Genomic DNA, 24,649 nt, shown 5'->3' with positions numbered 1-24,649 from the left:
AAAGATTTAGTAAGTTTCTACGTGCCATCTTCCTGCTTTTTTTAGTTGGGGTCTTAATTCTGACCAATTCAAACCTTTTTCTTCTGCGGCCTTAGTCATTGCTTCATCTATTCCAGGCTCCATACCTTTTAATCCACAAAGATATATATGTGTCTTTTCATCTTCAATCATATTGAAAAGTTCGTTGGCTGACTCTAGTACTCTGTCTTGAATGTACATTCTTCCGCCTTTTGTATTTTGCTGCTCACGACTAATAGCTTTTGTATATTTAAAGTTATCTGGATTATCAGTAAGGTATCTTTGAAGATCTTCTTCGTATAACAAATTAGCTGATTTTGGAGCACCCATAAATAACCAAGCTTTGCCCTTGAAATTCCATTTATTTTTTTCTTTTTCAGTTGGTTCGAACATTCTTCTTAAATAAGCCCTCATTGGTGCTATTCCAGTTCCTGTGGCCAACATAACAATGTTTGCGTCCTCTTCTTCAGGGAGAAGCATTTCTTTACCTACAGGCCCAGTTATTTTTACTTTATCTCCGGGCTTAATATCGCATAAGTATGTAGAACAGACACCATTAATGGTTTCACCATCTTTTTCATACTGAAGCTGTCTTACACAAAGAGAAACTGTATTTCCATTAAAGTCATCGCCATGTCTGGTACTAGCAATTGAGTAAAGTCTTAACTTATGAGGTTTTCCATTAGCATCTTCACCAGCAGGCATGATACCAATACTTTGACCTTCAACGTAATTTAAAAATGGATCACTATCTTTAAGATCGAAAGTAATATGATTTACTCTCCCGATAGCTCCTTCTTTAAGAAGACTATAATTTTCAATTACTGTACCTTCATAAGGTGTTTTAGGCCTATAAATATTTACTGGAACGTCTGCATGTTTTTTCTTCAAAATTTTAGGAGTTTCTGTTTTAGGTGCTTCTGTTTTTAAATTAGCTACTTTTTTGGGTTCCACTGCTTTTGGCTCAGGTTTCTTTGTTTTTGCTTCTTCGACAAATTTTAAAGCTCTTTTATTAAAATTTGTGAGTATAAAATAAAAAACAGCTATTACTACTGGTATATGAGCTAATCCGCCTGCGATTACTTTTGCTTGTGAATACATTTTTAAGATTTCTTTTATAAAAGATTATCAATTTGTAGTTTAATTTGTAGTGATTTCACAAAAATGGTTACGTTTTGAGATCGGAATAAATAAACAAAATTATTTTTATTTTTCAGTATTTGTTGTTTTTATCGGTATAGTTACACAGAAATAATTTTTTATCTTATTAAAAAATTCATTTATGAATAATTCTCAAGAATCACTAGATCATTCTAAAAATAATGATTACAGGACAATTGAGCAAACGATGGAAAAGCTTTCTGGTGGGACAAGAAGACTGGCAGCTCAACTAACAACATCTGCAAGTTTCGATTCTTTATGGAATGTTTTAACAGATTATGATCGACTAAATCTTTACATACCGAATTTACTTTCAAGCAAAAAAATATATCAAAAGAACAATAATATCCATCTTAAACAAGTGGGGGCTCAGGATTTTCTTGGTATGAAATTTTCAGCTGAAGTAACAATCGATTTATTCGAAGATAAAGAGCTTGGCCTTTTGAAATTTAATTTGATTAAAGGAGATTTCAGAAAATTTGAAGGTAGTTGGAAAATTCAAAACATAAAAAACACTTCAAAAAATTCGTTAATTTATGAACTTACTGTTCAAGGTTGTCAGTGGATGCCAATTGGGATGATAGAAAAACGACTTAAAAAAGATCTTTCAGAAAATTTGATTGCCGTAGATAAACAAGCAAAATCATCCATAAAATAGTTTAAAATTTTCAATAATAGCCCCAAGGGGATTCGAACCCCTGTCGCCTCCGTGAAAGGGAGGTGTCCTAGGCCTCTAGACGATGGGGCCAGGAAATCAGCATAACAGCTTATTAAAAATTAAGAGTAAGGCTAGCCTTTCGTCAAGTATTGTTGCTCTTTGTTTTGTCCTTGCCACACAGGAACAGTAAAATGGAAACAGGAACCTACTCCAATTTCAGATACAACCCATATTCTTCCTCCATGAACTTGTACTATTCTTCTGCAAACAGATAGTCCTATCCCAAATCCTGAAGTCCCTTCAGAAGTCTGTGGCAGCCTAACTCTATCCAGAAAAATTCTTTTCTGTTCGCTCAAAGGAATTCCTACACCTTTGTCACAAATTGTTATTTCTACCCATTGATTTGTCTTATGAATCATTGTAATTTTTATGGATCCACAATCTTGAGAAAATTTAATAGCATTTTCAGTTAAATTTAAAAATACTTGCCGCATTCTTCTTTGATCTGCAAATACACTTGGTAAATCAGATGGGATATCAGTATCTATTTCAATATTCCTTAATCTCCAGAACTTCTCTAATTCGAGTATTACTTCAGCACTAATATTGCCTAGATCAATTTTCTGAGGATTAAATAATGCCTCCCATTTCGTTGTTCCAACCTCAAGAAGATCCTGAGATAATAGTTCGATCTCTTGTAATCGTCTTTTAATAACCTCTTGCAATTTTTTAATATCTATTTGTCCAAGTTTCTGACTTTGAACAGCCAAAGTAGCTGCAGTTAATGGAGTTCTTAATTCATGAGCAACCATTCTAAGTAATCTTTCCTGAGATTCTATTCTTTTTGTTAATGTCTCATTTTCTTGTCTTAAAACAAGAAGTTCGTCCTCAAGAAGAAATTCCTTTTGTGTTCTTATTGAATCAATTTTAGATGGTTGCAAATTAATCCCTAAATTTTTTGTTAACCCTTCCTGTGACCACCTGGGCAACCATTTCTGCAACTGAGAGAAAATATTACTTCCTGCGAATATTTGCTTTGGAGCAGGAGAAACCTTTATTAGAGCTGGAATAGCAACCAATCTATGTAATTCAAGTAACTCCGGCTGTTCAGTAGGATCGGAAATTTGAAGCGATATCTCAAATTCACAATTATCTGACTCTAAATAAGCTATCAGTGACTTGATATCATTACTAGAAAGTTGATTTCTAGCAACTACAAGTATCAATTTTAGCTCTTTTTTATCATTCAAATGGTTACCTCTGAAGTGTTGAAAAGCTGTCAATCCTTATAAACACATTAAGATATTTATTTTTATTCTACAAATAAGCTATGAAATAAATGAGACTTATTTATATATGGTTGTTATCAATCAAAAGCAAAATCTAAATTTTGGAGAAAATAACCCAGAAATTAGTTTAAATAGTAATCTAAAAAGATGGTTTTCAAGAAATATTGGTCTATGGAAATCTAATAGAACTTATTTTCTTGATGAAATACAAAAAACTTATAATTTATGCATGAATATAAATATACAAGCTCTTGAGAATAAGTCTGAATGGGAGTCGCACTATAAATTCACATGGTACCCAGAAAAAAAATATGATTTTTTTGAGGAAAACCCCCAATATAAAGAACAAGGAGAAATGCATGCATCCTTGAAGGGACATCAACTTATGAGGGAAAATTTTTATTTAAGTAATAACCAAGGGATTTCAAATATTAAACAAGTCGATGAACACGAAATGATTTTTGAATCTTCATATGAAGATTGGTATATTCTTGAACATACAAGACTAGTGGATTCAGATAAATACAGATTCAGGGTTATATATTCATGGAATAAAAACAAGCTAAAAATAGTAGAGAATCATCACGAAATTAAAATTATTAAATAAATTTTTTAGCAGATTTAGGTTAAATAAAATGTTATTTTAATATTATTAATGTAAAAAAAAGATGGTTCTTACCAAGATATTTAAGATTTTCTCGCTTCCTATAATTTTTTCTTCTTTTTTATTAGATATGAATAATGCATCTTTTAAAGTAAGTGCAAATGTTAAAAAATTGCCTGCTAAAAAGAATGATTTAGATTTATATCACGGTATGGGTGTTTCATTTCTTTGTAATGCCACAAGAAAAGGCCTAGACTTAGATTTTCCAAAAACATTGAACGTTGCCTCAGCAACTTTCGCATCAGTAGTACAACAAAAACATGGGGGGAAAATAATTGAAAAAAAGAAAGAACAAACAGTTAATTTTAAAAATTTACAATATATTGCATCTTTGCAACTAGTTGAAGCAGCACTTCAAATTTGTCCTGATAACGTTCCTGAAAAGGTTAAAAAAGAATTTAAAATTGAGAGTGAAAGAATCAAGAAATTAAAAGAATTGTAGAAAAGTAATAATTTCTTTTAAATTATCTAAACATAGAACTAACGGAACTTTCTTCGTGAATTCTCCATATAGCTTCACCTAACATGTTGGCAACTGAAAGAACTTTTAATTGTGGAAAATTGTTTTTAACAAGAACTGGTATGCTATTTGTCACAATAACTTGTTCGAATAAATCCTTAGTACTTAATCTTTCATAAGAAGGTGGAGAGAATACCGCATGTGAAGCACAGGCGAATATTCTTTTAGCACCTTCTTGTTTTAATAAATTCGCTCCAGAACAAATTGTGCCTCCCGTGTCTATCATATCGTCTATGAGAATAGCCGTTTTGCCTTTAACTTCACCTATAACAGTTAAACTTTCAGCGATATTATGAGCTGATCTTCTTTTATCAATTATAGCCAAAGGAGCATCTTTCATTAATTTTGCAAATGCTCTTGCTCTAGCAACTCCACCTACATCAGGAGAAACTACTACAACTTCCTCTAAATTTAAAGTTTCTAAATAATCAATTAATACAGGTGACCCGTAGATATGATCACATGGTATATCAAAATAACCTTGTATCTGAGCAGAGTGCAAATCCATAGCTAGAACTCTATCTACCCCAGATTTCTCTAGTAAATTTGCAGTAAGTTTAGCGGTTATAGACTCTCTTCCTGAAGTCTTTCTATCTGCCCTTGCATATCCAAAATAAGGGATTACAGCCGTTATTTGTCTAGCAGATGCCCTCTTGCAAGCATCAACCATGATCATAAGTTCCATTAAACTATCGTTTACTGGAGCGCAGGTAGGTTGTACAAGGAATACATCACAGCCTCTTATAGATTGCTGAATCTGAACATAGAGTTCTCCGTCAGCAAATCTTTTTGATATTAAAGGGACATTTTCAATACCTAAGTATGTTGCTATTTCTTCAGCTAATTTAGGGTTTGTTGTTCCGCTTACTAGCCTTAATCTACTATTAGTTAGATTAAAGTTCGATTCTTTATTCTGTACTGCCGTGATAAAACTTGTCACGAAATTAGCACTATAAAACTATACTCTTATCGTAGTCGTTTATGTGAATTTCGCAAAAGATAATTACTAGATCTTTTCAATTTTCACATCTCTTACGAAAAATATTAAAGAAAGTCAATCAAAAATCAAAATTAACTTTAATTTCAAACTAAAAAACAAAAATAATATTTGTCAATAAAAAAAAATTTGTATATCGTTGAATTTAGAAAACTAAAAAAACACTTTAAGTGTAAAGAATAAAAATATAATTAGAAACATGCCTGCAGAATCATTCCTTTCAAAAAAATCCTTAGGCGTACTTATGCATCCCTCATGTATACCTGGGGGTGGCGCATGTGGAACTTTTGGAAAAGGAGCTAAAGAGTGGATAAAAAAACTTCATAAGCATGGTATTGAATACTGGCAATTCTTACCCCTTACACCGACTGACTCTACAGGTTCTCCATATAGTTCTCCATCTAGTTTTGCTCTAAACCCATGGTTTTTGGATACAGATGATTTAATTGATAAAGGTTTTATCATCATTTCAAATAAAGAAGAATTAGGACTTCCCAGTCAGAATAAGAATCATTTTGATTTTGATGTTGCTGATCATTTAACAAAAAAATTAGGGCGTCTCCTTCTGCAAGGTTGGAATTCACAATCTCAAGAGAGAAAACTTGATTTTGAAAAATGGATACTTAAGAACTTTTGGGTTCAAGATTATGCATTATTTGTTGTTATCAGAGAGGAATTTAATATGTTGCCTTGGTGGCAATGGCCTATAGATTTCAAAATAAAAAATAAAAAATTTTTAAAATCGTGGATTAAGGAAAGAAGTGAAGATATTCTTATTAAAAAATTAATACAGTGGCATTTAGATAGGCAATGGAGCGCGATTAAAGACTTTGCAAAATCAAATAATGTTAAGTTAATTGGAGATTTACCATTTTATATCTCAAGGGACAGCGCAGACGTATGGAGTAATAAATCACTTTTCTCAATCCTTAGAAATGGAGCTTTAATCTTTCAAAGTGGTGTCCCACCAGATTATTTTTCATCAACAGGACAGTTATGGGGGACACCAACTTACTTTTGGTCAAAACATAAGAGGACTAATTTCGATTGGTGGAGGAAAAGATTTAAAAGACAATTTGAACTTGTCGACTTGCTGAGATTAGATCATTTCAGAGGTTTAGCTGGTTACTGGAGAGTTAATGGCAATTCTAAAACAGCAATTTCTGGTAGATGGATAAATTCTCCAGGAAGAACACTTTTAAATAAATTAAAAATTGATTTAGGAACTAACTCCCTACCAATAATCGCGGAGGATCTTGGAGTAATAACACCTGATGTAGAAAATTTAAGGAAATATTTTGAACTTCCAGGAATGAAAATATTACAGTTTGCTTTTGATGGAAACGAAGACAACCCATATTTACCAAAGAATATTGAAGGGGGAAATTGGGTAGTTTATACAGGTACCCATGACAACTCTACTTGCATCTCATGGTGGGAGTCTTTGGAAAATAACGCCAAAAAACGAATAAAAGATGAATATAAATTCTCTGAAAATCCATCATGGAGTTTAATAAAAATAGGCATGGATACAAAGGCTAATCTCTTTATCGCTCCAATCCAAGATATTTTATCTCTAGATGACTCAAGCAGATTAAACATACCTGGCACTATAAAAAATAATTGGAAATGGAAGTTAAATCGACCTTTAAGAGAAATAGAAGACAATCTAAGGAGATTCAGTGATCTAGGAAAAAGTTTTGGGAGAACAAGAAAATAGTAAAAAATAATAACTTTTTGAAGTTTATTTATTAATTATTTTGTTTTCAATATTTTGAATCTCTATAACATTTACATTCAAAATAAAATATCTCTTCAATATGAACACCGTTACAATTAATATAAAAAAATATAAAAGGCTACCCTGCCAAGTATTTATAAGATCGAATTTATTGACAATAAAATCTTTTTTTTCTTTCTTAGAAGTTTCTACTTCTCTAATTGCTAATTTTTCTAATGTATTTTTTTTTAATCCTAAGCATTCCTCTAATTTAATTAATATTGATCTTATGAATGGATACTTTGGGCGAGTTTTTTTGTTATTTTTTTCAATAGAAATTAACGTTTGTTCAGGAATTTTTGAAATGCCTGACAATTCTTGAATTGTTAAATTTTTTTGGATTCTAGCTTCTTTTACTAACCTAGCGATTTCTCCATACCGATCAACTAATCCATGATTTACTTCATTATCAATCACAGCTTTCTTTTTTAATAAAAAAAGTTTTTTAAAAATATTCATTCAACATCACCAATTTCATAGATTATTTGACTACTAAATTTTAAAAGAAACTACTATTTTCAATTTTAGTCCTTTTAAATTTATAAGTAAATTTATCAGAAGTAAATATAAATTAAACTGGATAGATAATATTTTGAACTGCACTTTTTGCAATATTCAAAGGGCTAAATGTATCTCTAATTAAACTTAAAAGTTTTTTTACATCGTTTAATTCTAATTTGTCATCTCTTATAAGGCTTAAAAGAAGATTCTTCCGAACTTCGGATCCTTTATTACTGACAATCAATTTTAATCCTGCATTTGCAACCGGTATGAGATCTGAATTAATATTTCCAGTATTTTTAAATAAAACATTTAATAAACTTTCTACCTTTTCTATTTGAATTCGACCTTTTTGATCAAAAACAACTTCCAAAAGAATTTCTAAAATCTCTTCAGAATTATCGGTAAGTAATTTTTTAGCTATGTAAGGATATGCGATTTTTAAAATTTTAAATTCAGGATCTAGCCTTAGTGCTAAACCCTCTTGACTAACAACCGCTCTTATTATTAAAGCAAACCTACTAGGCACTCTAAATGGATATGAATACATTAGTTTTGAGAATTTATCAGTAACATTTTTAAGATTAAAATTTCCTACTTCAGCACCAAAAGATCCACCTAAAACTTCTTTTAATGGTTCAACGAGTTTTTGAAGATCTTGTTCTTTAGTTAAAAAACCTAATTTCTGAAAATCTTTTGCGAGAAGATAATATTCATCATTTATTATGTGCACAATAGCCTTAATGAGAGTGAGTCTATCTGAATTTGTAATTGTATCCATCATTCCGAAATCTACATAAGCTAAATATCCATAATCTGCATTTCCACCTTTAAGTGCGAACATATTTCCAGGGTGTGGGTCAGCATGAAAATATCCATATTCAAATAATTGCTGGAGACCACTGATCACACAAGTTTTTATAAAAGAGGAAGGTACTAAGTTATTTTCCTCTAATAAAGCCTTATCTCTTAACTTGACTCCATCTATCCAAGAGGTTGTAATAACTCTCTTTGATGAAAACTCTTTTTCCAATTTGGGGATAAAAACATTCGGGTTATCTTTGAATAAATTTGCAAACTTCAAGGCATTTTCACCTTCTTTTTCATAGTCAATTTCATCAAAAAGTGCCTTGCCGAATTCATCTATTATTTCTCCAATTCCAACACCAATATTTAATGGCAGAAATGGTGACAAAAAAGTTGATAAAAACCTTAGTATCACAACATCTCTTCTTATAGTGAAGTACAAATTTGGTCTTTGCACTTTTACAGCTACATAAGAACGACTTTTTGTTTTTGTTTTGTAAACCTGACCTAAGCTTGCTGAGGCAATAGGACTCCCAGGGAACTCATCAAATAATTCACTAGGTGGAGCTCCAAGTTCTTCTTCAATAATTTTTAAAGCAATTTTGTGATCAAATGGTGGAAGATTATCCTGTAAGTTTGTAAGTTCTGTCAGCCAATCTTGTCTAACCAGATCCGGCCTAGTTGAAAGTGCCTGACCCAATTTTATGAAACAAGGTCCTAAATCTGTTATTACATCAAAAAGATATTTTGAGAGATTTTTTTGTATATTCTTATTTTTACTGTTACCTTGAAAAAGTATTCTTAAAAAAAGAAAAATAAAAGTTAAAAAGATATATAAAACTCTTGGAATAAAAATCCATGGTCTCAAAATCAACCAAATTAAGTCACCTTTTGCTGAGTATTGCGAGTTAGACCTTGTCATTAAATTTAAAAAATATCGAAGAGGTATTCTTAATTAATTCATTCTATATATGTCAATAATACTTTATGAGCATTTCTTCATTTCTAACTAAAAAGTTTTTAAAGTCACTTTTCTTTCCTGCTCATAACAGAGGGGAAGCTTTACCCAAGAAATTAGTGAAATTATTAAAAAAAGAACCTGGGTATTGGGACTTACCAGAACTACCAGAGATAGGCTCCCCTCTATCACAAAGAGGATTAATTGCCAAAACTCAAAGAGAATTCTCTGAGAGATTTGGGGCAAAAGGTTGTTTTTTTGGAGTTAATGGAGCCTCTGGTTTAATACAATCAGCTGTAATTGCAATGGCAAATCCTGGCGAAAATATCCTAATGCCTAGAAATGTCCACATAAGTGTTATAAAAATCTGTGCGATGCAGAACATACAACCAATATTCTTTGACCTGGATTTTTCATCAGAAAACGGTCATTACAAACCAGTTACAAAAAACTGGTTGAAAAATGTATTTAAAAAAATAAATTTTAAAGAAAAAAAAATTGTAGGTGTAATTCTTGTAAGTCCCTCCTATCAGGGTTACGCGGGAGATTTAAGGCCTTTAATAGATCTCTGTCATCAAAAAAATTTACCTGTTTTGGTTGATGAAGCCCATGGTTCTTATTTCCTTTTTTGTGAAAACCTTAACCTACCAAAATCAGCTTTAATATCAAACGCTGATTTAGTCGTTCATTCATTGCATAAGTCACTAAATGGTTTAACTCAAACTGCTGCACTCTGGTACAAAGGGAATCTAGTAAATGAGCAAAATTTAATCAAGAGTATTAATTTGTTGCAAACTACTAGTCCAAGCTCCTTATTAATTTCTTCTTGTGAAGAGTCTATTAAAGACTGGCTTAATAAAAAAAGCTTATCAAAATATGAAAAAAGAATTTTGGAGGCAAAAAGTATCTACAAAAAATTAATCCAAAAGAATATTCCTCTCATAGAAACTCAAGACCCCTTAAAGATAGTATTGAATACCTCCAAGGTTGGAATTGATGGTTTCACTGCTGATGAATTTTTTTATAAAAATGGTCTTATAGCTGAATTACCAGAAATGATGACTCTAACTTTTTGCTTAGGGTTTGCGGATCAAAAAGATTTTCTCAATTTATTTGTGAAGTTGTGGAATAAATTACTATTAAAATCAAAAAAATTAGACGCTCTAAAAGTCCTCCAATCACCCTTTAATTTAGTTGAAGCGCCTGAAATGCAAATTGGAATTGCTTGGAGAAGCGAGACTCGGAGTATTCCTTTTTCGCAATCATTAAATAAAATATCTGGAGATATTATTTGCCCTTACCCTCCTGGAATACCTCTAATAGTTCCAGGAGAAAAAATTGATCTCGATAGATTTAATTGGATAAATAATCAAAGTTTATGCAACAAAGATCTGTTAAATTTTAATATAAGAGTAATAAAAACATAGAAATTTAATATGAGATTGAGAAGCGGATTACTCATAGGAATATTTGGTTTAATTGTTGTTTTGTTAGGAGGATGGTTTTTTACCTTAGCAACAACCTTGCTTACTTATTTAGCATTATTAGAATTTTTTAGGATGGCTGAATTTAAAGGAATAAAGCCAGCTACTAAAACCACATTATTTTCATCTATCGTTATTATAATTTCCACTTATCTTGAGACTATAGGTTTGATTCAAGGAGAAATAACAAATTCAATACTGCCTATGTGTTCAGTTGTAATATGCACTTGGTTACTTTTGCAACCAAAGCCTGGAACAATTTCCGATATTGCAGCTTCTATATTTGGTTTATTCTATTTAGGTTTTTTACCTAGTTACTGGATTAAGTTAAGGGGATTAGATTCAGTCATAATAAATTCAAATCAAGGTTTTATTTCGTTTGAAAACTTATCTAATACTAGTGGTCTTCATTTAACTTTGACCTCTTGTTTTTTAATTGTAGCTAGTGATATTGGTTCTTATTTCGTTGGTAAGAAATTTGGTAAAAAATCTCTTTCTCCAATATCTCCGGGCAAAACAATAGAAGGTTTAATTGGAGGAATATCATGTTCAATTTTATTAGCGATATTTTTTTCATATTTACTTAATTGGGAAAATCCAATATTAGTTGGAATTTTATATGGAATTTTAATTTCTCTTATGGCATTAGTTGGAGATTTAATTGAATCAATGATGAAGAGAGATGCAAAAATAAAAGATTCGGGAACTTTTTTACCAGGACATGGAGGCATTCTTGACAGAATTGACAGCTACATTTTTACACCATCTGTTTTGTATTACATTTTTATAATTTTTAAGTATCTAAATTAATTATGAAAGTCTTTATTCCAAAAAATAATCCTCAATTATTTTACTAGATAATGACGGTAAATCTACATGAGGTAGATGACCACAATTTTGCAATCCTATAAAATTTAATTTATCAATTTTTCTTATATTTTTAATTTCTTGTTTTCCAAGAATGCGATCATTTTCTCCACATAGTGCTTTGATTGGGATATTTTGAATATATTTCTGTGTTCCAGCAAACCCTCCACTTTTTGCAAATGACGCTAGTGAGTTCCGCCATCCTTTACAACCTAAATGAATTGAAGCAATTTGCTCTTCCTTTTCACCAACACATTCATCTGGGAAGGCAAATGCTTGCCTACAAAGACTTTTTCTGACCTTCTGCAATCCTAGAAATGAGGCCCCTATTTGGTTAAGAGGGAAAGGGATACTCTTAGGTTGTCCAAATAATCCTGCGGGAGATAAAAGGACAATTTTATCAATAGAATCAGGCATTTCAAAAGAAAGTTTTAAGGCAGTTGAGCCTCCCATAGAGGCACCAACAATTTTTAGATTTTTTGATATTTGTAAGGTCTGAAGAAGATCAATTAAATATGAAATTATTTTAGAAGGATTATATTCATTTGTTGCGCACCTAGGACTAAAACCAAACCCCAATAGATCAGGGATAATAACTTGGAAATTTCTTTTTAATGATTGATATATTCTCCTAAACTCTAGAAAACTACTATCAAATCCATGGAGGAGAAGTATAGGTTGACCTCTTCCTCCAATAACCACAGGGAATTTTAAAGAGTTCCAGTTTTCACTGAGTTTGATCCATTGAACATCATTTGCCATATGAAGACCTGAAGGGTCTAATAAAGAATTTTTGGCATTCTCAAAAAAACGAATATTTATATCACTAAGTTGTTCGAAATGGGATTTAGTCAAAAAGTATTTAAATTCTTATTTTTTGTTTTTCAAAATTCGCAATAACTTCTATTACTTCATGTTTATGAATTTCAAAAGGCAAAAAGTGGATCTCAGATTTGTCTCGACAAGTAAAATCAGCAATTTTCTCTAAATTATTATCTTCAAAAACATTTATTCCAAGTTGTGCAATAGTAGTTGGCAAATTCAATTGTTTCATAAGTAACAACAATTGTTTAATTGATTGCTCAGCTAATTTATTATTATTTTTCATTTCTTCTAGTCTTAATTGCAATAATAATCCAACCCCAACGATCTCACCATGTAAGAATTTCTTTGTGGTAATTATCTGAGTAATTGCATTATGAAAAGCATGTGCAGCAGCAGTCCTACACTTTTCTCCACCAATACCGCCTACTAATCCAGCTGTAAGTCCACAAGCTTCTACAGTATTTCTCCAAGAAGAATTATTTTCAAATGGACCATTAAATGCTTTTTCTCCTTCTATTAAAAGTTGATCTCTTAAAACTCTTGATATCTGAATCGCTTGTTGCACAAGACCATCATCTATTGTTGAACTTGTAAGTGAAGATTCATACCATTTTGCTAAAGCATCCGCTATGCCACTAGCAAGTGTTCTAGATGGAGCTGTTTGAATAAATTTATGATCATAAACAAGGATTTTTGGACAAGATCCTAATGCAACATCCTTTATGAATTGCCCATCTTTTGTATAAATATTTGACAAGGCTGTCCAACCTGCACATGTAGAGGCACTAAGAGGAACTGTAATGCAAGGAATATTAAGACACTCGGCTATATATTTCCCAGAATCTAAAACTTTGCCTCCCCCAGCTGCGATAACTGAATCATGATTATTTTTTAAAATAATATTCTTTACTCTTGAAATGTCTTCATAACAGCAATCAAATTTCAAATTAGCAAAACTAACATTGAGGTTTTGATTTTTTAAATCATTGAAAATTTTATTTCTCAAAATATTCGTATGAATACTTCTACCTAAAATTAATGGACTTTTAGTTAATTTAGTGATTTGAGGTAAAGATTCTTGCCAAGCATAATTTCCCCTAAATATAGTTTCTGGAGAGATTGACTGCATATTTATTATAGATGATCAGAAGTTAGCGCTCGCTAGCTCTTGAGGAGATTCTTCAGATGAAATATTAATCGTAACTTTTTTATTATCATCAATATCAACTAAAGCATTATCTCCATCCTTTATCCTTCCAGAAAGAACTTCTTCAGCTAAACTATCTTCTAACAAGCGCATGACAGCTCTTCTTAAGGGTCTTGCTCCATAAGAAGGATTATATCCTTCTTCAACAAGTCTTTCCTTGAAAGCATCAGTTACGCTTAATTTAATACCTTTATCCTGTAATCTTGCAAAAACCTCTTGCAACATTATTTCAGCAATTTCTTTAACCTCGTTTTTAGATAGTTGTCTGAAAACAATAATTTCATCAAGTCTATTTAGAAATTCAGGTCTGAAATATTGCTTTAGTTCTTCATTAACTAATGACTTAATTCTATTGTATTGACTATCTTCAACAGAGTCACCAGAGAACTCGAATCCTAGTCCGCCTCCACCTTTTTCAATTACTTTTGAACCAATATTAGAAGTCATTATTAGCAAAGTATTTTTAAAGTCGACAGTTCTACCTTTGGAATCTGTTAATCTGCCGTCTTCAAGAAGTTGCAATAATAAATTAAATACGTCTGGATGAGCTTTCTCAACTTCATCAAATAGAACCACTGTATAAGGTCTTCTTCTGACTGCTTCTGTAAGTTGACCACCTTCATTAAAACCAACATATCCTGGAGGAGAACCTATAAGTTTGCTTACTGTATGTCTTTCCATAAATTCTGACATATCTAATCTGATCATTGCTTCTTCACTACCAAAGAAATATGAGGCTAATGACTTAGTTAATTCAGTTTTACCTACACCAGTAGGACCTGAAAAAATAAAACTTGCAATAGGCCTATTAGGATTCTTTAAACCAACTCTTGCTCTTCTGATGGCTCTAGAAACAGCTTTTACAGCTTCATCTTGTCCAATTAACCTTTGGTGAAGTGTTTCCTCCATATTTAGAAGTTTGACTGATTCGGTTTCAGTTAATTTTTGTACAGGTACACCGGTCCATGATGCAACAATATGGGCCACGTCCTCTTCACTAACCATAGGGTTTTGTAAAAGTTTTGAATCACTTTTTGCTAAGTTTGGTTCAGTATTAGTCTCATCTTCGGTCGTAGATTCTTTTTTATTTTCAAGTACCTCTTTAATTTTGGCAGACAATTCAATCTCCTTTTCTCTTAATTGGCCAGCTTGATCGAAATTTTGATCCCTTACAGATTCTTCTTTTTGTTTTTGAATTTGTCTTAGTTCTTTATCTATTTGTTTCGCTTCAGGTGGAAGTTTAGAGTTAATTAGACGAACTCTACTCCCTGCTTCATCGATAAGGTCGATAGCTTTATCAGGCAAAAACCTATCAGATATATATCGATCCCCTAGGTGAGCTGCAGCTTCTAGAGCATCATCCGTAATTTTAAGGCGATGATGTTGTTCATAACGTTCCCGAAGACCTTTTAAAATTTCGATTGTATCTTCGATAGATGGTTCCCCAACCATTACTGGTTGGAATCTTCTCTCTAGAGCAGCATCTCTTTCAATATGCTTTCTGTATTCGTCAAGTGTTGTAGCTCCAATACATTGCAATTCTCCTCTAGCTAATGCTGGCTTTAAGATATTTGCTGCGTCTATAGCTCCTTCAGCAGCTCCAGCCCCAATCAGAGTATGAACTTCATCTATCACAAGTATTACATTACCAGCAGATTTGATTTCTTCCATTATCTTTTTTAATCTCTCTTCAAATTCGCCCCTATATTTAGTTCCAGCGACTAAAAGCCCGATATCAAGAGTTAAGACTCTTTTATCTTCAAGGATATCTGGAATATCCCCTAGCTGAATTCTTTGAGCTAAACCCTCTGCAATCGCTGTTTTACCTACACCTGGTTCTCCGATAAGAACAGGATTGTTTTTAGTCCTCCTTCCTAATATTTGAACTACGCGATCTATCTCTTCATAACGGCCAACAACAGGATCTAGTTTTGATTCACTAGCTAACTTTGTTAAATTTGTTCCAAATTCATCGAGAGTAGCTGTTTTTAAATTACCCTTACTAGTATTAGCTCCACTGCCAACCTCGGCTGTTTCGCCTAACATTCTTATAACCTGTGTTCTTACTTTGGTAAGATCAATACTAAGATTTTCTAGAACTCTTGCGGCTACACCCTCACCTTCTCTAATTAAACCAAGTAATAGATGTTCAGTTCCTATATAGTTGTGACCCAATTGACGGGCTTCTTCGAGAGAAAGCTCTAATACTCTCTTAGCACGTGGTGTAAAAGGTATTTCTACAGCTACAAAACCTGAACCTCTACCAATTATCTTTTCTACCTCTATTCTTGAATCTTTTAAATTAACTCCTAGTGATTTAAGAACCTTCGCTGCAACACCCGTACCCTCTCCAATTAAACCTAATAGAATTTGTTCTGTCCCAACAAAATTATGACCAAGTCTTCTAGCTTCCTCTTGAGCAAGCATAATGACTTTTATAGCCTTTTCTGTAAATCTTTCGAACATTAGAAGATTAAATCTATTAATAACCTACCAGTAATATGTCAATTTTGTGTTCAGAATGAGCTTTTGTGAATACCCAAAAATATATTTTATTGTTTAAATTTTATATTTTTTAGTGATATAGCAATAAATTAGAGTAATTTCAAGCATTCTGGTTATCCGAACAATTAATTTTTTAAATTATTTAGTTGTTAATTTTTTTTCTTTTAATAGAGCATCTGAACCGTCTTTATAATAATTTTTTCTAATCCCCACAGTGGAAAAATCAAAATGACTATAGAATTTTTCAGCTGTGAAATTAGTATGAGACACTTCTAAAAATAATTTTTTTAATTTTAGTTTTTCACATTCTTTAATTAGATAGTTCATCAGGTAGGTACCAAAACCTTTTTTTCTATATTTTTGATTGATTACAAAAAAATTTATTTGAGCTTCATCTAGAATTACATGAAATACGCATATTCCTACTGTTAAATTTGAAAGTAATAAACCAAAGATCTTTACACCTTCTTTTTTTAATTCATTTGTCCATTGGTCTCTACTCCACAATGAAATTGTTTTTGAATCTAATTCATAACATAAATCAATATCTTTCTCATTTATTTGTTTAATGGATATCATTTAATAAAAAATACTCAAAAAATTTGAAATTAAAGTCATTATAAAGACATTACACTTTTAGAATAACTTCATTAAAGATTCTCTCATGAAAGAAAAAAAATCCTTTTTAAAACAAAAGATTGACCGAGAAAGTCCTAATAAAAATATAGTACCTATCACTACATCTATTGGAGAAGATGGAAAATTATTTGTTGGTGGATGTTCTATTCAAGAATTAGTAAAAAATTATGATTCCCCTCTCTACATTTTGGATGAAATCACTTTAAGAAACTCTTGTAGAGCTTACAAAAAAGCTTTAGAGAAATACTACCCAGGAAAATCACTACCTATATATGCCTCCAAAGCGAATAGTTCAATATTCATGAGCAATCTTGTTTCCTCAGAAGGCTTAGGACTTGATGCAGTTTCGGAAGGAGAACTATTGACAGCTCTTAAGGGTGGTGTTCCAAATGAGAAAATTGTTTTTCACGGGAACAATAAATCAGATAAAGAAATAGAGTTTGCAGTTAGAAATAATATTAAGGTAATTGTTGATAATGATTATGACTTAGAAAGATTAGATGAACTCTCAAATTCAATTAATCGTGATTTAGAAATAATGATTCGCTTTACTCCTGGGATAGAATGCCACACACATGAATACATAAGAACTGGATCATTTGATAGCAAATTTGGTTTCGGGTTAGAATGTTTAAATACTCTATTTCGCAGAATCAGAAATACAAAAAATCTAAAATTAAAAGGATTACATGCTCATATTGGTTCACAGATTTTTGAACTAGACCCTCATAAAGATCTTGGAGAAATAATGGTAAGGGTAATTTTAGACGCCAAAAAATTTGGTCATAATATCGAGGAACTGAATGTTGGTGGAGGCTTAGGTATCAAGTATACCGAAAGTGATGATCCCCCTTCAATTGATGAATGGGTAAAAACAATTTCTTCTTCTGTTGTTAAAGCTTGTAAAAAAAACAACCTAGATTTTCCTACTTTAATGTGCGAACCTGGTAGATCAATAGTATCTACAGCAGGTATAACCATTTACAAAATTGGGGCTTTTAAAGAAATTCCTGGTATCAGAACATATTTATCTGTTGATGGTGGGATGAGCGATAATCCAAGACCAATTACATATCAATCAAATTATTCTGCATGTTTAGTAAGTAATCCATTAAATATTAATTCCAAAAATAAATATACTATTGCTGGTAAGCACTGCGAATCGGGAGATGTATTGTTCAAGGAAATTGAACTAGCAGATTGTAAAGCAGGAGATCTTATATGTGTTTTTGGTACTGGTGCATACAATAATTCAATGAGTTCTAACTACAACAGAATTCCAAGACCTGCTGCTCTATTAGTTAAAGATGGAGAGGCAGAAATTATTCAAAAAAGAGAAAGTCCATTTGATCTTTTAAAATATGATGTATTACCTGATCGCTTTATCAAACAAAATTAGGTACATTTAAATTAATTTTGTTTTTAATGTGAATTTCTGGGGGTTAATAAATTTAAAACTATTATTAGATGTATTATTTGCTGTTGGTTTCGGCCTTTTATTATTTTCTAGAGTAAAAGAACAGAGGACATTATGGCTGTTAAGAGGATATTTGTTTTTAGTTTCCTCAGCATGGTTTATTCAGAGATATGCATATCTTCCGTTAACATCAAAATTAATTGATGCTGTTGTTCTAGCTTGCTCTCTCTCTTTAGCAATTCTTTGGCAAGGAGAGCTAAGAAGATTAATGGAATTATTAGGTACTGGGAGATTAGCTGTATTACTCGGTAATCCACCCAAGGAATTTAGAGCAACATCAACAACCATTACTCAGTTAGTTGATACTGCAGGTAAACTTTCTCAAAATAGGAGAGGTGCTTTAATAGTTGTAGATTTGGGTAGTGATTTAAGGCCTGAAGATTTCTTATATTCAGGTACAAATATTGAGGCACAATTATCAACGGACCTTTTAATAAATCTTTTTGCAACCGATACACCGTTACATGATGGAGCAGTTCTTGTTAAAGGTAACAAAATAATATCTGCCGGAGTAATTCTACCTCTCTCTAGACAAGGAATTAGTAGATACGGAACAAGGCATTTAGCTGCATTAGGAATTACAGAAAGATTTGACAGGTGTATATGTATTGTTGTTTCTGAAGAGACAGGTACGTTATCATTAGCAAATCAAGGTAAACTTGAAAGGCCAATTACCAGCAGTAGGTTACAAGAACTTCTCGTTAATTTGATTGGGAATCAGAACTCTATGGGAGCAAATAAAGCACCTTTAAGTAAAAATGTTTTATCCCAAAAGACAAACACTACTGATAACATTATTAGTGATATCAATGAAAAAGAGCCAGAAAAATCAGAAATCTTTATTAACAAAAAGGACTAACTAATGAGTCTAGGAAAAATAATTGACAAGAAAAATAACGACTTATCTAACAGAATTGATAAGCAGAAAGTTCCAGAACATGTTGCAATAATTATGGATGGGAATGGGAGATGGGCGACTAAAAAAGGTTTACCTCGTACATATGGGCACAAGAGAGGAGTGGGTGTTTTAAAAGAAATTCTCAAAGCATCAAAAAAATTAGGTTGTAAGGTACTCACTGTTTATGCTTTTTCAACTGAGAATTGGACAAGACCAACAAAAGAGGTTGACTTCCTTATAAATCTTTTTAGCGAAGTTTTGAGAAACGAAATTAAAGAGATACATGAAGAATCAACAAAAATAAAATTCATTGGAGATTTAACTCCTTTTCCAGAAACTTTAAAAGAAATAATCTCCAGTTCAGAATCTCTAACTAAAAACAACACTAAATTTTTATTGAATGTTTGCGTCAATTACGGAGGTAGGCAAGAAATAGTAAAAGTTGCAAAAGAACTAGCAATAAAATCTTATTCAGGTGAAATAAAACCAAATGAAGTTAATGAAGAATTATTTAATTCAGAGTTATTAACTCGAGGAATAAAAGATCCAGAATTACTAATAAGAACTAGTGGAGAAAAAAGGATTAGTAATTTTCTTTTATGGCAATTAGCTTATTCAGAAATTTACATATCTGACGTAATGTGGCCAGACTTCAATGAGTTTGAATTTCTAAAAGCAATTATTGATTACCAATCAAGGAGTAGACGTTTCGGCGGTATAGAATCATTACCAACTGAATCTTTTGAAGATTCTCAATATTCTTCTTAATAAACATGGTAAATTCCAATAATCAGTTATCAAGAGAAATTAGGTTCGATTGGAACAAAGAGGAGATATTGGAAATACTTAATATGCCTCTGATTGATTTAATGTGGGAATCACAAACTGTACACAGAAAATTCAATAAATACAACATTCAATTAGCATCATTGTTCAGCGTAAAAACTGGAGGATGTGAAGAAAATTGTTCTTATTGCAGCCAATCAATTTATAGTACTAGCGAAATTAAAAGTCATCCACAATTTCAAGTTGAAGAGGTTTTAGCAAGAGCTCAAATAGCAAAAAATGAGGGTGCAGATAGGTTTTGCATGGGTTGGGCGTGGAGAGAAATTAGAGATGGAAAATCTTTTAATGCAATGTTGGAGATGGTTAGAGGTGTAAGAGATTTAGGGATGGAAGCATGCGTTACTGCTGGGATGCTCACAGAAGAACAAGCTTCCAGACTGGCTGATGCAGGCTTAACCGCGTATAACCACAATCTTGATACTAGTCCTGAGCATTATAAAAATATTATTACGACAAGAACTTATCAAGACAGACTAGATACTATAAAAAGAGTAAGGAATGCAGGGATAAATGTTTGTTGTGGAGGGATAATAGGTTTGGGTGAAAATAATGGCGATAGAGCATCTCTTTTGGAAGTACTTTCAAACATGAATCCACACCCTGAAAGTGTTCCTATAAATTCATTAGTAGCTATTGAAGGTACTGGTTTAGAAGATAATCAAGAAATTGATTCTATTGAAATGATAAGGATGATAGCTACAGCAAGAATTCTTATGCCTAAAAGTAAAATAAGATTAAGTGCAGGGCGAGAAAAGCTTTCAAAAGAAGCCCAAATTTTATGTTTTCAATGTGGTGCAAATTCAATCTTTTATGGAGATGAGTTACTCACAACTTCAAATCCATCTTTTCAATCAGACAGAAAACTTCTTAAAGAGGTAGGAGTATCATTTAACAAAGATTTTGAAACTACTGAAAAAACATTATCTTCTTTATGAAAGGCAAAAATTATAAGATAGTTTCTCTTTACTCTTTCTTCCCATTTCAAGAAAACTTAATTCTTGATCTAAAAAATAAATTATTAGAAATCGAAAATGAAAATGATCTTTCAGGTTTGTTAATTTTTGCAAGTGAGGGTATTAATGGAACTATTTGTGCCGAGAAAAATGTAATTGATTTTGTTATCAATTTATTTAATAAATATGCAGGTAATAGAAATTTGAACATTAAAATAAACTTTTCAAAAGAGAAAGTCTTCAAAAAATTAAAAATAAAAATCAAAAAAGAAATAGTTACCATGGGTGTACCTGAAATAAACCCTGCAGAAAATAATGGGACCTATATTGACTCATCTGATTGGAATAAATTAATTAAAAATCAAAATACAATAATCATTGATACTAGAAATCATTATGAGGTTTCTTTAGGTACATTTCAGAACTCTATTAACCCAAATACAAGAAATTTTAGTGAATTCCCCAAGTGGGTAGATGATCATTTAGAAACCCATTTAGAAAATAAACAGAATACAAATATAGCAATGTTTTGCACCGGAGGAATAAGATGTGAAAAAGCTACTAGTTTACTGAAAAAGAAAGGTTATAAAAATATTTATCACCTACAAGGAGGTATCCTTCAATACCTTGACGATATACCAAAAGAAAAAAACTTATTTGAAGGTGAATGTTATGTTTTTGATAAAAGAGTTGCTTTAGATCAAGATTTAGAAAAAGGCTCTTACTCGATTTGTCATGCATGTGGAATGCCAATTTCAATTCAAGATCAAGAAAGAAAAGAATACAGAAAGGGTATCCAATGTCATTTCTGCATAGACCAATTCAGCGATGATGATAGGAAAAGGTTTGAAGAAAGACAAAAACAAATCGATAGATCAAAAGTGGAAAATCATAAAATCTATAAGGACTAATTTTCAAAATCATGAAAGTTGAAGAATTAGAAAAATTAGCAGATTCCATTGGATTATTAATTAAAATTCAAGTTAGAGAAACTATCGGATTATGTTTCTTTAGAATCGTGATTGCAGAACAGAAAGATAACATAATTAAGATTTGGGCCGAAATGAAAGGTTGGACTTATTTAAATAAACAAGGTATTCAGCTTGATACATTAAGAATCCTTAGTAAAGCTCCTGCTTTTGTTTCGGAATTAATATGGGCAACAACTTTGGCTTGGGCAATTGAAAAAAAATCAAGCAACAAAGTAAGACTTTTAGCTATTTTTGATAGTGAAGGATATAGTAAAAAACTTGTCAGATATTTTAAATTAATAGGATTCAAAATTGTCAAAGAAGTTGGTTCTAGCCCAGTAGATCTTTTATTAAGATTGGTTTGGGGAGGTGCAGGTACACTTATGAACGGGGAATGTATTTCCATATTAAAAAGACTTGAAAAGAAACTCTCTTTAATTGAAGAAAGTTAACCCGCGTGATAACTACTTCTAACTAAAGGGCCAGAAGATACTTTTTTGAATCCTAATTCCTTAGAGAAGCGATATAAATATTCAAACTCTGATGGATCCCAATATTTCTTAACTGCCAAATGATTGAATGAGGGCCTTAAATATTGGCCAATTGTAATTTGATCACAATCTATTTTTTTAAGATCATAAATTGTATTTTTTATTTCATCCAATGTTTCCCCAAGTCCTAACATAATTCCTGATTTGGTTTGAATATGAGGAGCAATATCCTTTGACTTTTTTAGTAAACTAAGGGATTTTTTGTAATTTGCACCCCTCCTAACCTCTTTTTGCAGTCTTTCAACAGTTTCAAGATTATGATTAAAGCATATTGGATCTTTTTCTAAAATCATCTTCAATCTCTCAGTCTGAAGGTTATTTGTTTCATCAAGATTTTTGCCTCCACCCCATAAATCAGGAGTTAAAACTTCAATTTTAATTGTTGAATCAATTTTTCTAATCTCATCAATTGTAGATATAAATAAATTTGCACCATGATCAGGGAGATCGTCTCTAGCTACAGATGTCAAAACAACATATTTCAAATTTAGTACTTTCACTGCTTCAGCGACTTGAGTACATTCATCAATATTGATAGAACTAGGTCTACCTTTATTTACCTGACAAAAAGCACATGAACGAGAACATATCGATCCACCCAGTAAGAAGGTGGCAGTTCCTGAGGCATAACATTCTGCTCTATTTGGACATCTTGCTTCTTCACAAATAGTATGAATATTTGATTTTTTGATGAGTGTTTGTATTTTTTCGAATTCTGAAGCTTTACTAATAGGAAATTTAATCCAAGAGGGAAGTCTTAAGATTTTTTCTTTATTTATTAGATTATTGTCTCTCATTGTCTAATTTAGTTTTGTTCTTCCTTCTAAGGCCCTTGCAAGTGTAACTTCATCCACATATTCAAGTTCACTACCCATTGGGAGCCCATATGCAATCCTCGTAACTTTAGTAAAAGGGGCTAACAATTTTCCAATATAAAGACTTGTTGTATCTCCCTCAACACTTGGGGTCAATGCCAATATGATCTCATCTATTTCAGAATGACTAACTCTTTCTACCAAGCTTCTTATTTCTAAGAGTTCGGGGCCAACAGAATCCATTGGGGATATTAAACCACCAATAACATGGTAAACACCTTTAAATTCTCTGGCGCGCTCCAAAGCGAGCAAATCTTTAGTTTCTGCTACTACACAGATTAGTTTTTGATTCCTTTCGGTATTTTTACAAATTTCGCATTCATCTTCTGAAGTCAAATTGAAACATTTTTTGCAACGACCAACATTACTATGTGCTTCTAACAGAGCCTTTGAAAATTCTCTTATTGTACTTTCAGGTTGTTTTAAAATAAACAGGGCTAATCGTTGCGCTGTTCTTGGACCAATCCCTGGGAATTTCTCAAAATGACCGATTAATTTTGAAAGTGGTTTGGTATAAGTAATCAAAATTAAACTATTTCTAGAGATAATTTAGACGCAAAATTCCGAATTGCCATAATTGTTTGCTTTTAATGTCTTATTATGTTTTTAGTTAGTAATTTCAAACAAAATGAAAAATATTAAATTTAACCCTTTTAAATATTTATTTTTGGTTTTTTTGTGCTTGACACTTAGTGCTTGTAGTGGCGGACTAAATGCGGGATTAGAAGCTTATCAAAGTCCAGATGGTAGATATGCCTTTTTATATCCAACAGGATGGACTAGAGTAAAAGTCGATGGAGGACCTGAAATTATTTATCATGATTTAATAAATAGTAATGAGACCTTAAGTTTAGTTATTTCTGATGTCAATAAAGATGTTCAATTAGAGCAATTAGGAAGCCCAAGTGAAGTAGGTCAAACATTAATTGATAAAGTCATTGCTCCCGAAGGTTCAGGTAGAGAGGTAAAACTTATAAATGCCAATAAAAGGGAGGCATCCAATCATATTTTCTATGATTTAGAGTATGAATTAAATTTAAATGAACAGGCAAGACATGAATTAGCTACTGTCGTAATTGATAGAGGAACACTTTACACTTTCGCTGTTGGAACAAATGAGGAAAGGTGGAATAAAGTTGACGGTATGTTTAGTAACGTAATTGAATCATTTAACTTCTTAATATAGTTTAGAAATTAA

At 31.9% G+C, this 24,649-nt stretch carries 24 protein-coding genes and 1 tRNA gene; 13 read left to right on the top strand and 12 right to left on the bottom strand.

Annotation, left to right across the window (positions count from 1 at the left end; all coding sequences use genetic code 11):
• Positions 1 to 6: 6 nt before the first annotated feature.
• Positions 7 to 1,119, bottom strand: coding sequence for a ferredoxin-NADP reductase (locus JJ844_09175; protein MBO6975848.1), 1,113 nt, complete (start codon positions 1,117 to 1,119; stop codon positions 7 to 9).
• 181 nt (positions 1,120 to 1,300) lie between these two features.
• On the opposite strand from JJ844_09175, the gene JJ844_09170 reads away from it, so the two are divergent.
• Positions 1,301 to 1,837, top strand: a complete 537-nt coding sequence (locus JJ844_09170; GenBank protein MBO6975847.1) for an oligoketide cyclase — start codon at positions 1,301 to 1,303, stop codon at positions 1,835 to 1,837.
• Between the two features lie 17 nt (positions 1,838 to 1,854).
• On the opposite strand, the gene JJ844_09165 is transcribed toward JJ844_09170, so the two are convergent.
• Positions 1,855 to 1,927 (bottom strand) — tRNA-Glu (locus JJ844_09165).
• Positions 1,928 to 1,968: 41 nt separating this feature from the next.
• Positions 1,969 to 3,087: a histidine kinase gene (locus JJ844_09160; protein MBO6975846.1), complete on the bottom strand. Its 1,119-nt coding sequence runs from the start codon at positions 3,085 to 3,087 to the stop codon at positions 1,969 to 1,971.
• 106 nt (positions 3,088 to 3,193) lie between these two features.
• Here JJ844_09160 and JJ844_09155 point away from each other — a divergent pair, with 106 nt between their 5' ends.
• Positions 3,194 to 3,733, top strand: a complete 540-nt coding sequence (locus JJ844_09155) for a hypothetical protein (GenBank protein MBO6975845.1) — start codon at positions 3,194 to 3,196, stop codon at positions 3,731 to 3,733.
• Between the two features lie 127 nt (positions 3,734 to 3,860).
• Positions 3,861 to 4,232, top strand: coding sequence for a Villin headpiece domain-containing protein (locus JJ844_09150; protein ID MBO6975844.1), 372 nt, complete (start codon positions 3,861 to 3,863; stop codon positions 4,230 to 4,232).
• A gap of 22 nt (positions 4,233 to 4,254) precedes the next feature.
• On the opposite strand, the gene JJ844_09145 is transcribed toward JJ844_09150, so the two are convergent.
• Complete coding sequence (locus JJ844_09145; GenBank protein ID MBO6975843.1) at positions 4,255 to 5,250, bottom strand: ribose-phosphate pyrophosphokinase; 996 nt, start codon at positions 5,248 to 5,250, stop codon at positions 4,255 to 4,257.
• Between the two features lie 256 nt (positions 5,251 to 5,506).
• On the opposite strand from JJ844_09145, the gene malQ reads away from it, so the two are divergent.
• The gene (gene malQ, locus JJ844_09140) at positions 5,507 to 7,027 is read left to right on the top strand and encodes a 4-alpha-glucanotransferase (protein ID MBO6975842.1); all 1,521 of its coding nucleotides are present in this window, start codon (positions 5,507 to 5,509) and stop codon (positions 7,025 to 7,027) included.
• A gap of 24 nt (positions 7,028 to 7,051) precedes the next feature.
• Here the strand turns inward: malQ and JJ844_09135 are convergent, their stop codons facing one another.
• Entirely contained in the window at positions 7,052 to 7,546 is a 495-nt protein-coding gene (locus tag JJ844_09135) for a helix-turn-helix domain-containing protein (GenBank protein ID MBO6975841.1), read from the bottom strand.
• Between the two features lie 112 nt (positions 7,547 to 7,658).
• Positions 7,659 to 9,317, bottom strand: a complete 1,659-nt coding sequence (locus JJ844_09130) for an AarF/ABC1/UbiB kinase family protein (GenBank protein MBO6975840.1) — start codon at positions 9,315 to 9,317, stop codon at positions 7,659 to 7,661.
• Positions 9,318 to 9,382: 65 nt separating this feature from the next.
• Between JJ844_09130 and JJ844_09125 the strand changes: the two genes are divergently transcribed.
• Together JJ844_09125 and JJ844_09120 are read left to right on the top strand one after the other, a co-directional pair.
• Complete coding sequence (locus JJ844_09125) at positions 9,383 to 10,780, top strand: aminotransferase class I/II-fold pyridoxal phosphate-dependent enzyme (protein ID MBO6975839.1); 1,398 nt, start codon at positions 9,383 to 9,385, stop codon at positions 10,778 to 10,780.
• Between the two features lie 9 nt (positions 10,781 to 10,789).
• Positions 10,790 to 11,647: a phosphatidate cytidylyltransferase gene (locus tag JJ844_09120; GenBank protein MBO6975838.1), complete on the top strand. Its 858-nt coding sequence runs from the start codon at positions 10,790 to 10,792 to the stop codon at positions 11,645 to 11,647.
• Positions 11,648 to 11,659: 12 nt separating this feature from the next.
• Here JJ844_09120 and JJ844_09115 read toward each other — a convergent pair whose 3' ends face one another.
• The 4 genes from JJ844_09115 to JJ844_09100 all read right to left on the bottom strand — a co-directional run bounded on the left by JJ844_09115 (position 11,660) and on the right by JJ844_09100 (position 16,820).
• Positions 11,660 to 12,559, bottom strand: coding sequence for an alpha/beta hydrolase (locus JJ844_09115; protein ID MBO6975837.1), 900 nt, complete (start codon positions 12,557 to 12,559; stop codon positions 11,660 to 11,662).
• Between the two features lie 7 nt (positions 12,560 to 12,566).
• Positions 12,567 to 13,658 (bottom strand): iron-containing alcohol dehydrogenase, encoded by a 1,092-nt coding sequence (locus tag JJ844_09110; protein MBO6975836.1) that lies wholly within the window; start codon positions 13,656 to 13,658, stop codon positions 12,567 to 12,569.
• Positions 13,659 to 13,673: 15 nt separating this feature from the next.
• Positions 13,674 to 16,202 carry an ATP-dependent Clp protease ATP-binding subunit gene (locus tag JJ844_09105; GenBank protein MBO6975835.1) on the bottom strand — a complete coding sequence of 843 codons (2,529 nt, stop codon included), beginning with the start codon at positions 16,200 to 16,202 and terminating at the stop codon, positions 13,674 to 13,676.
• Positions 16,203 to 16,379: 177 nt separating this feature from the next.
• Positions 16,380 to 16,820 (bottom strand): GNAT family N-acetyltransferase, encoded by a 441-nt coding sequence (locus JJ844_09100; GenBank protein ID MBO6975834.1) that lies wholly within the window; start codon positions 16,818 to 16,820, stop codon positions 16,380 to 16,382.
• An 85-nt stretch (positions 16,821 to 16,905) separates the two neighbouring features.
• On the opposite strand from JJ844_09100, the gene lysA reads away from it, so the two are divergent.
• Genes lysA through JJ844_09070 form a run of 6 tightly spaced genes read left to right on the top strand, consistent with a single transcriptional unit; the run spans position 16,906 to position 22,477 of the window.
• Positions 16,906 to 18,279, top strand: coding sequence for a diaminopimelate decarboxylase (gene lysA / locus JJ844_09095; GenBank protein MBO6975833.1), 1,374 nt, complete (start codon positions 16,906 to 16,908; stop codon positions 18,277 to 18,279).
• A 28-nt stretch (positions 18,280 to 18,307) separates the two neighbouring features.
• Positions 18,308 to 19,216 carry a TIGR00159 family protein gene (locus JJ844_09090; GenBank protein ID MBO6975832.1) on the top strand — a complete coding sequence of 303 codons (909 nt, stop codon included), beginning with the start codon at positions 18,308 to 18,310 and terminating at the stop codon, positions 19,214 to 19,216.
• Positions 19,217 to 19,219: 3 nt separating this feature from the next.
• Positions 19,220 to 20,023, top strand: coding sequence for an isoprenyl transferase (locus JJ844_09085; protein MBO6975831.1), 804 nt, complete (start codon positions 19,220 to 19,222; stop codon positions 20,021 to 20,023).
• 5 nt (positions 20,024 to 20,028) lie between these two features.
• Positions 20,029 to 21,036, top strand: a complete 1,008-nt coding sequence (bioB, locus tag JJ844_09080) for a biotin synthase BioB (GenBank protein MBO6975830.1) — start codon at positions 20,029 to 20,031, stop codon at positions 21,034 to 21,036.
• A complete protein-coding gene (locus JJ844_09075) occupies positions 21,033 to 21,965 on the top strand; it encodes a rhodanese-related sulfurtransferase (GenBank protein ID MBO6975829.1) in 933 nt (310 codons plus the stop codon). Before bioB ends, JJ844_09075 begins: the two co-directional genes overlap by 4 nt.
• An 11-nt stretch (positions 21,966 to 21,976) precedes the next feature.
• Positions 21,977 to 22,477, top strand: a complete 501-nt coding sequence (locus JJ844_09070) for a hypothetical protein (GenBank protein ID MBO6975828.1) — start codon at positions 21,977 to 21,979, stop codon at positions 22,475 to 22,477.
• On the opposite strand, the gene lipA is transcribed toward JJ844_09070, so the two are convergent.
• Together lipA and recR are read right to left on the bottom strand one after the other, a co-directional pair.
• Positions 22,474 to 23,373, bottom strand: coding sequence for a lipoyl synthase (gene lipA, locus JJ844_09065; protein MBO6975827.1), 900 nt, complete (start codon positions 23,371 to 23,373; stop codon positions 22,474 to 22,476). The genes JJ844_09070 and lipA overlap by 4 nt on opposite strands.
• A gap of 3 nt (positions 23,374 to 23,376) precedes the next feature.
• Complete coding sequence (gene recR, locus JJ844_09060) at positions 23,377 to 23,976, bottom strand: recombination protein RecR (GenBank protein MBO6975826.1); 600 nt, start codon at positions 23,974 to 23,976, stop codon at positions 23,377 to 23,379.
• A 103-nt stretch (positions 23,977 to 24,079) separates the two neighbouring features.
• Between recR and JJ844_09055 the strand changes: the two genes are divergently transcribed.
• Complete coding sequence (locus JJ844_09055) at positions 24,080 to 24,637, top strand: photosystem II reaction center PsbP family protein (protein MBO6975825.1); 558 nt, start codon at positions 24,080 to 24,082, stop codon at positions 24,635 to 24,637.
• Positions 24,638 to 24,649: the final 12 nt, after the last annotated feature.

Origin of the sequence: Prochlorococcus marinus CUG1435, assembly GCA_017644375.1 — a bacterium.
Lineage (GTDB): Bacteria > Cyanobacteriota > Cyanobacteriia > PCC-6307 > Cyanobiaceae > Prochlorococcus_A > Prochlorococcus_A marinus_AH.
This window is presented reverse-complemented; position numbering and strand designations above follow the sequence as displayed.

What these genes read in the sequence shown, in the direction of transcription:
- JJ844_09170 (MBO6975847.1), top strand. Translation starts at nt 1,301, where the DNA reads ATGAATAATTCTCAAGAATCACTAGATCATTCTAAAAATAATGATTAC.
- JJ844_09075 (MBO6975829.1), top strand. Translation starts at nt 21,033, where the DNA reads ATGAAAGGCAAAAATTATAAGATAGTTTCTCTTTACTCTTTCTTCCCA.
- lipA (MBO6975827.1), bottom strand. Translation starts at nt 23,373, where the DNA reads ATGAGAGACAATAATCTAATAAATAAAGAAAAAATCTTAAGACTTCCC.
- JJ844_09130 (MBO6975840.1), bottom strand. Translation starts at nt 9,317, where the DNA reads ATGACAAGGTCTAACTCGCAATACTCAGCAAAAGGTGACTTAATTTGG.
- JJ844_09100 (MBO6975834.1), bottom strand. Translation starts at nt 16,820, where the DNA reads ATGATATCCATTAAACAAATAAATGAGAAAGATATTGATTTATGTTAT.
- JJ844_09155 (MBO6975845.1), top strand. Translation starts at nt 3,194, where the DNA reads ATGGTTGTTATCAATCAAAAGCAAAATCTAAATTTTGGAGAAAATAAC.
- bioB (MBO6975830.1), top strand. Translation starts at nt 20,029, where the DNA reads ATGGTAAATTCCAATAATCAGTTATCAAGAGAAATTAGGTTCGATTGG.
- JJ844_09135 (MBO6975841.1), bottom strand. Translation starts at nt 7,546, where the DNA reads ATGAATATTTTTAAAAAACTTTTTTTATTAAAAAAGAAAGCTGTGATT.
- malQ (MBO6975842.1), top strand. Translation starts at nt 5,507, where the DNA reads ATGCCTGCAGAATCATTCCTTTCAAAAAAATCCTTAGGCGTACTTATG.
- JJ844_09055 (MBO6975825.1), top strand. Translation starts at nt 24,080, where the DNA reads ATGAAAAATATTAAATTTAACCCTTTTAAATATTTATTTTTGGTTTTT.
- JJ844_09125 (MBO6975839.1), top strand. Translation starts at nt 9,383, where the DNA reads ATGAGCATTTCTTCATTTCTAACTAAAAAGTTTTTAAAGTCACTTTTC.
- JJ844_09085 (MBO6975831.1), top strand. Translation starts at nt 19,220, where the DNA reads ATGAGTCTAGGAAAAATAATTGACAAGAAAAATAACGACTTATCTAAC.
- JJ844_09070 (MBO6975828.1), top strand. Translation starts at nt 21,977, where the DNA reads ATGAAAGTTGAAGAATTAGAAAAATTAGCAGATTCCATTGGATTATTA.
- JJ844_09120 (MBO6975838.1), top strand. Translation starts at nt 10,790, where the DNA reads ATGAGATTGAGAAGCGGATTACTCATAGGAATATTTGGTTTAATTGTT.
- JJ844_09175 (MBO6975848.1), bottom strand. Translation starts at nt 1,119, where the DNA reads ATGTATTCACAAGCAAAAGTAATCGCAGGCGGATTAGCTCATATACCA.
- lysA (MBO6975833.1), top strand. Translation starts at nt 16,906, where the DNA reads ATGAAAGAAAAAAAATCCTTTTTAAAACAAAAGATTGACCGAGAAAGT.
- JJ844_09110 (MBO6975836.1), bottom strand. Translation starts at nt 13,658, where the DNA reads ATGCAGTCAATCTCTCCAGAAACTATATTTAGGGGAAATTATGCTTGG.
- JJ844_09150 (MBO6975844.1), top strand. Translation starts at nt 3,861, where the DNA reads ATGAATAATGCATCTTTTAAAGTAAGTGCAAATGTTAAAAAATTGCCT.
- JJ844_09105 (MBO6975835.1), bottom strand. Translation starts at nt 16,202, where the DNA reads ATGTTCGAAAGATTTACAGAAAAGGCTATAAAAGTCATTATGCTTGCT.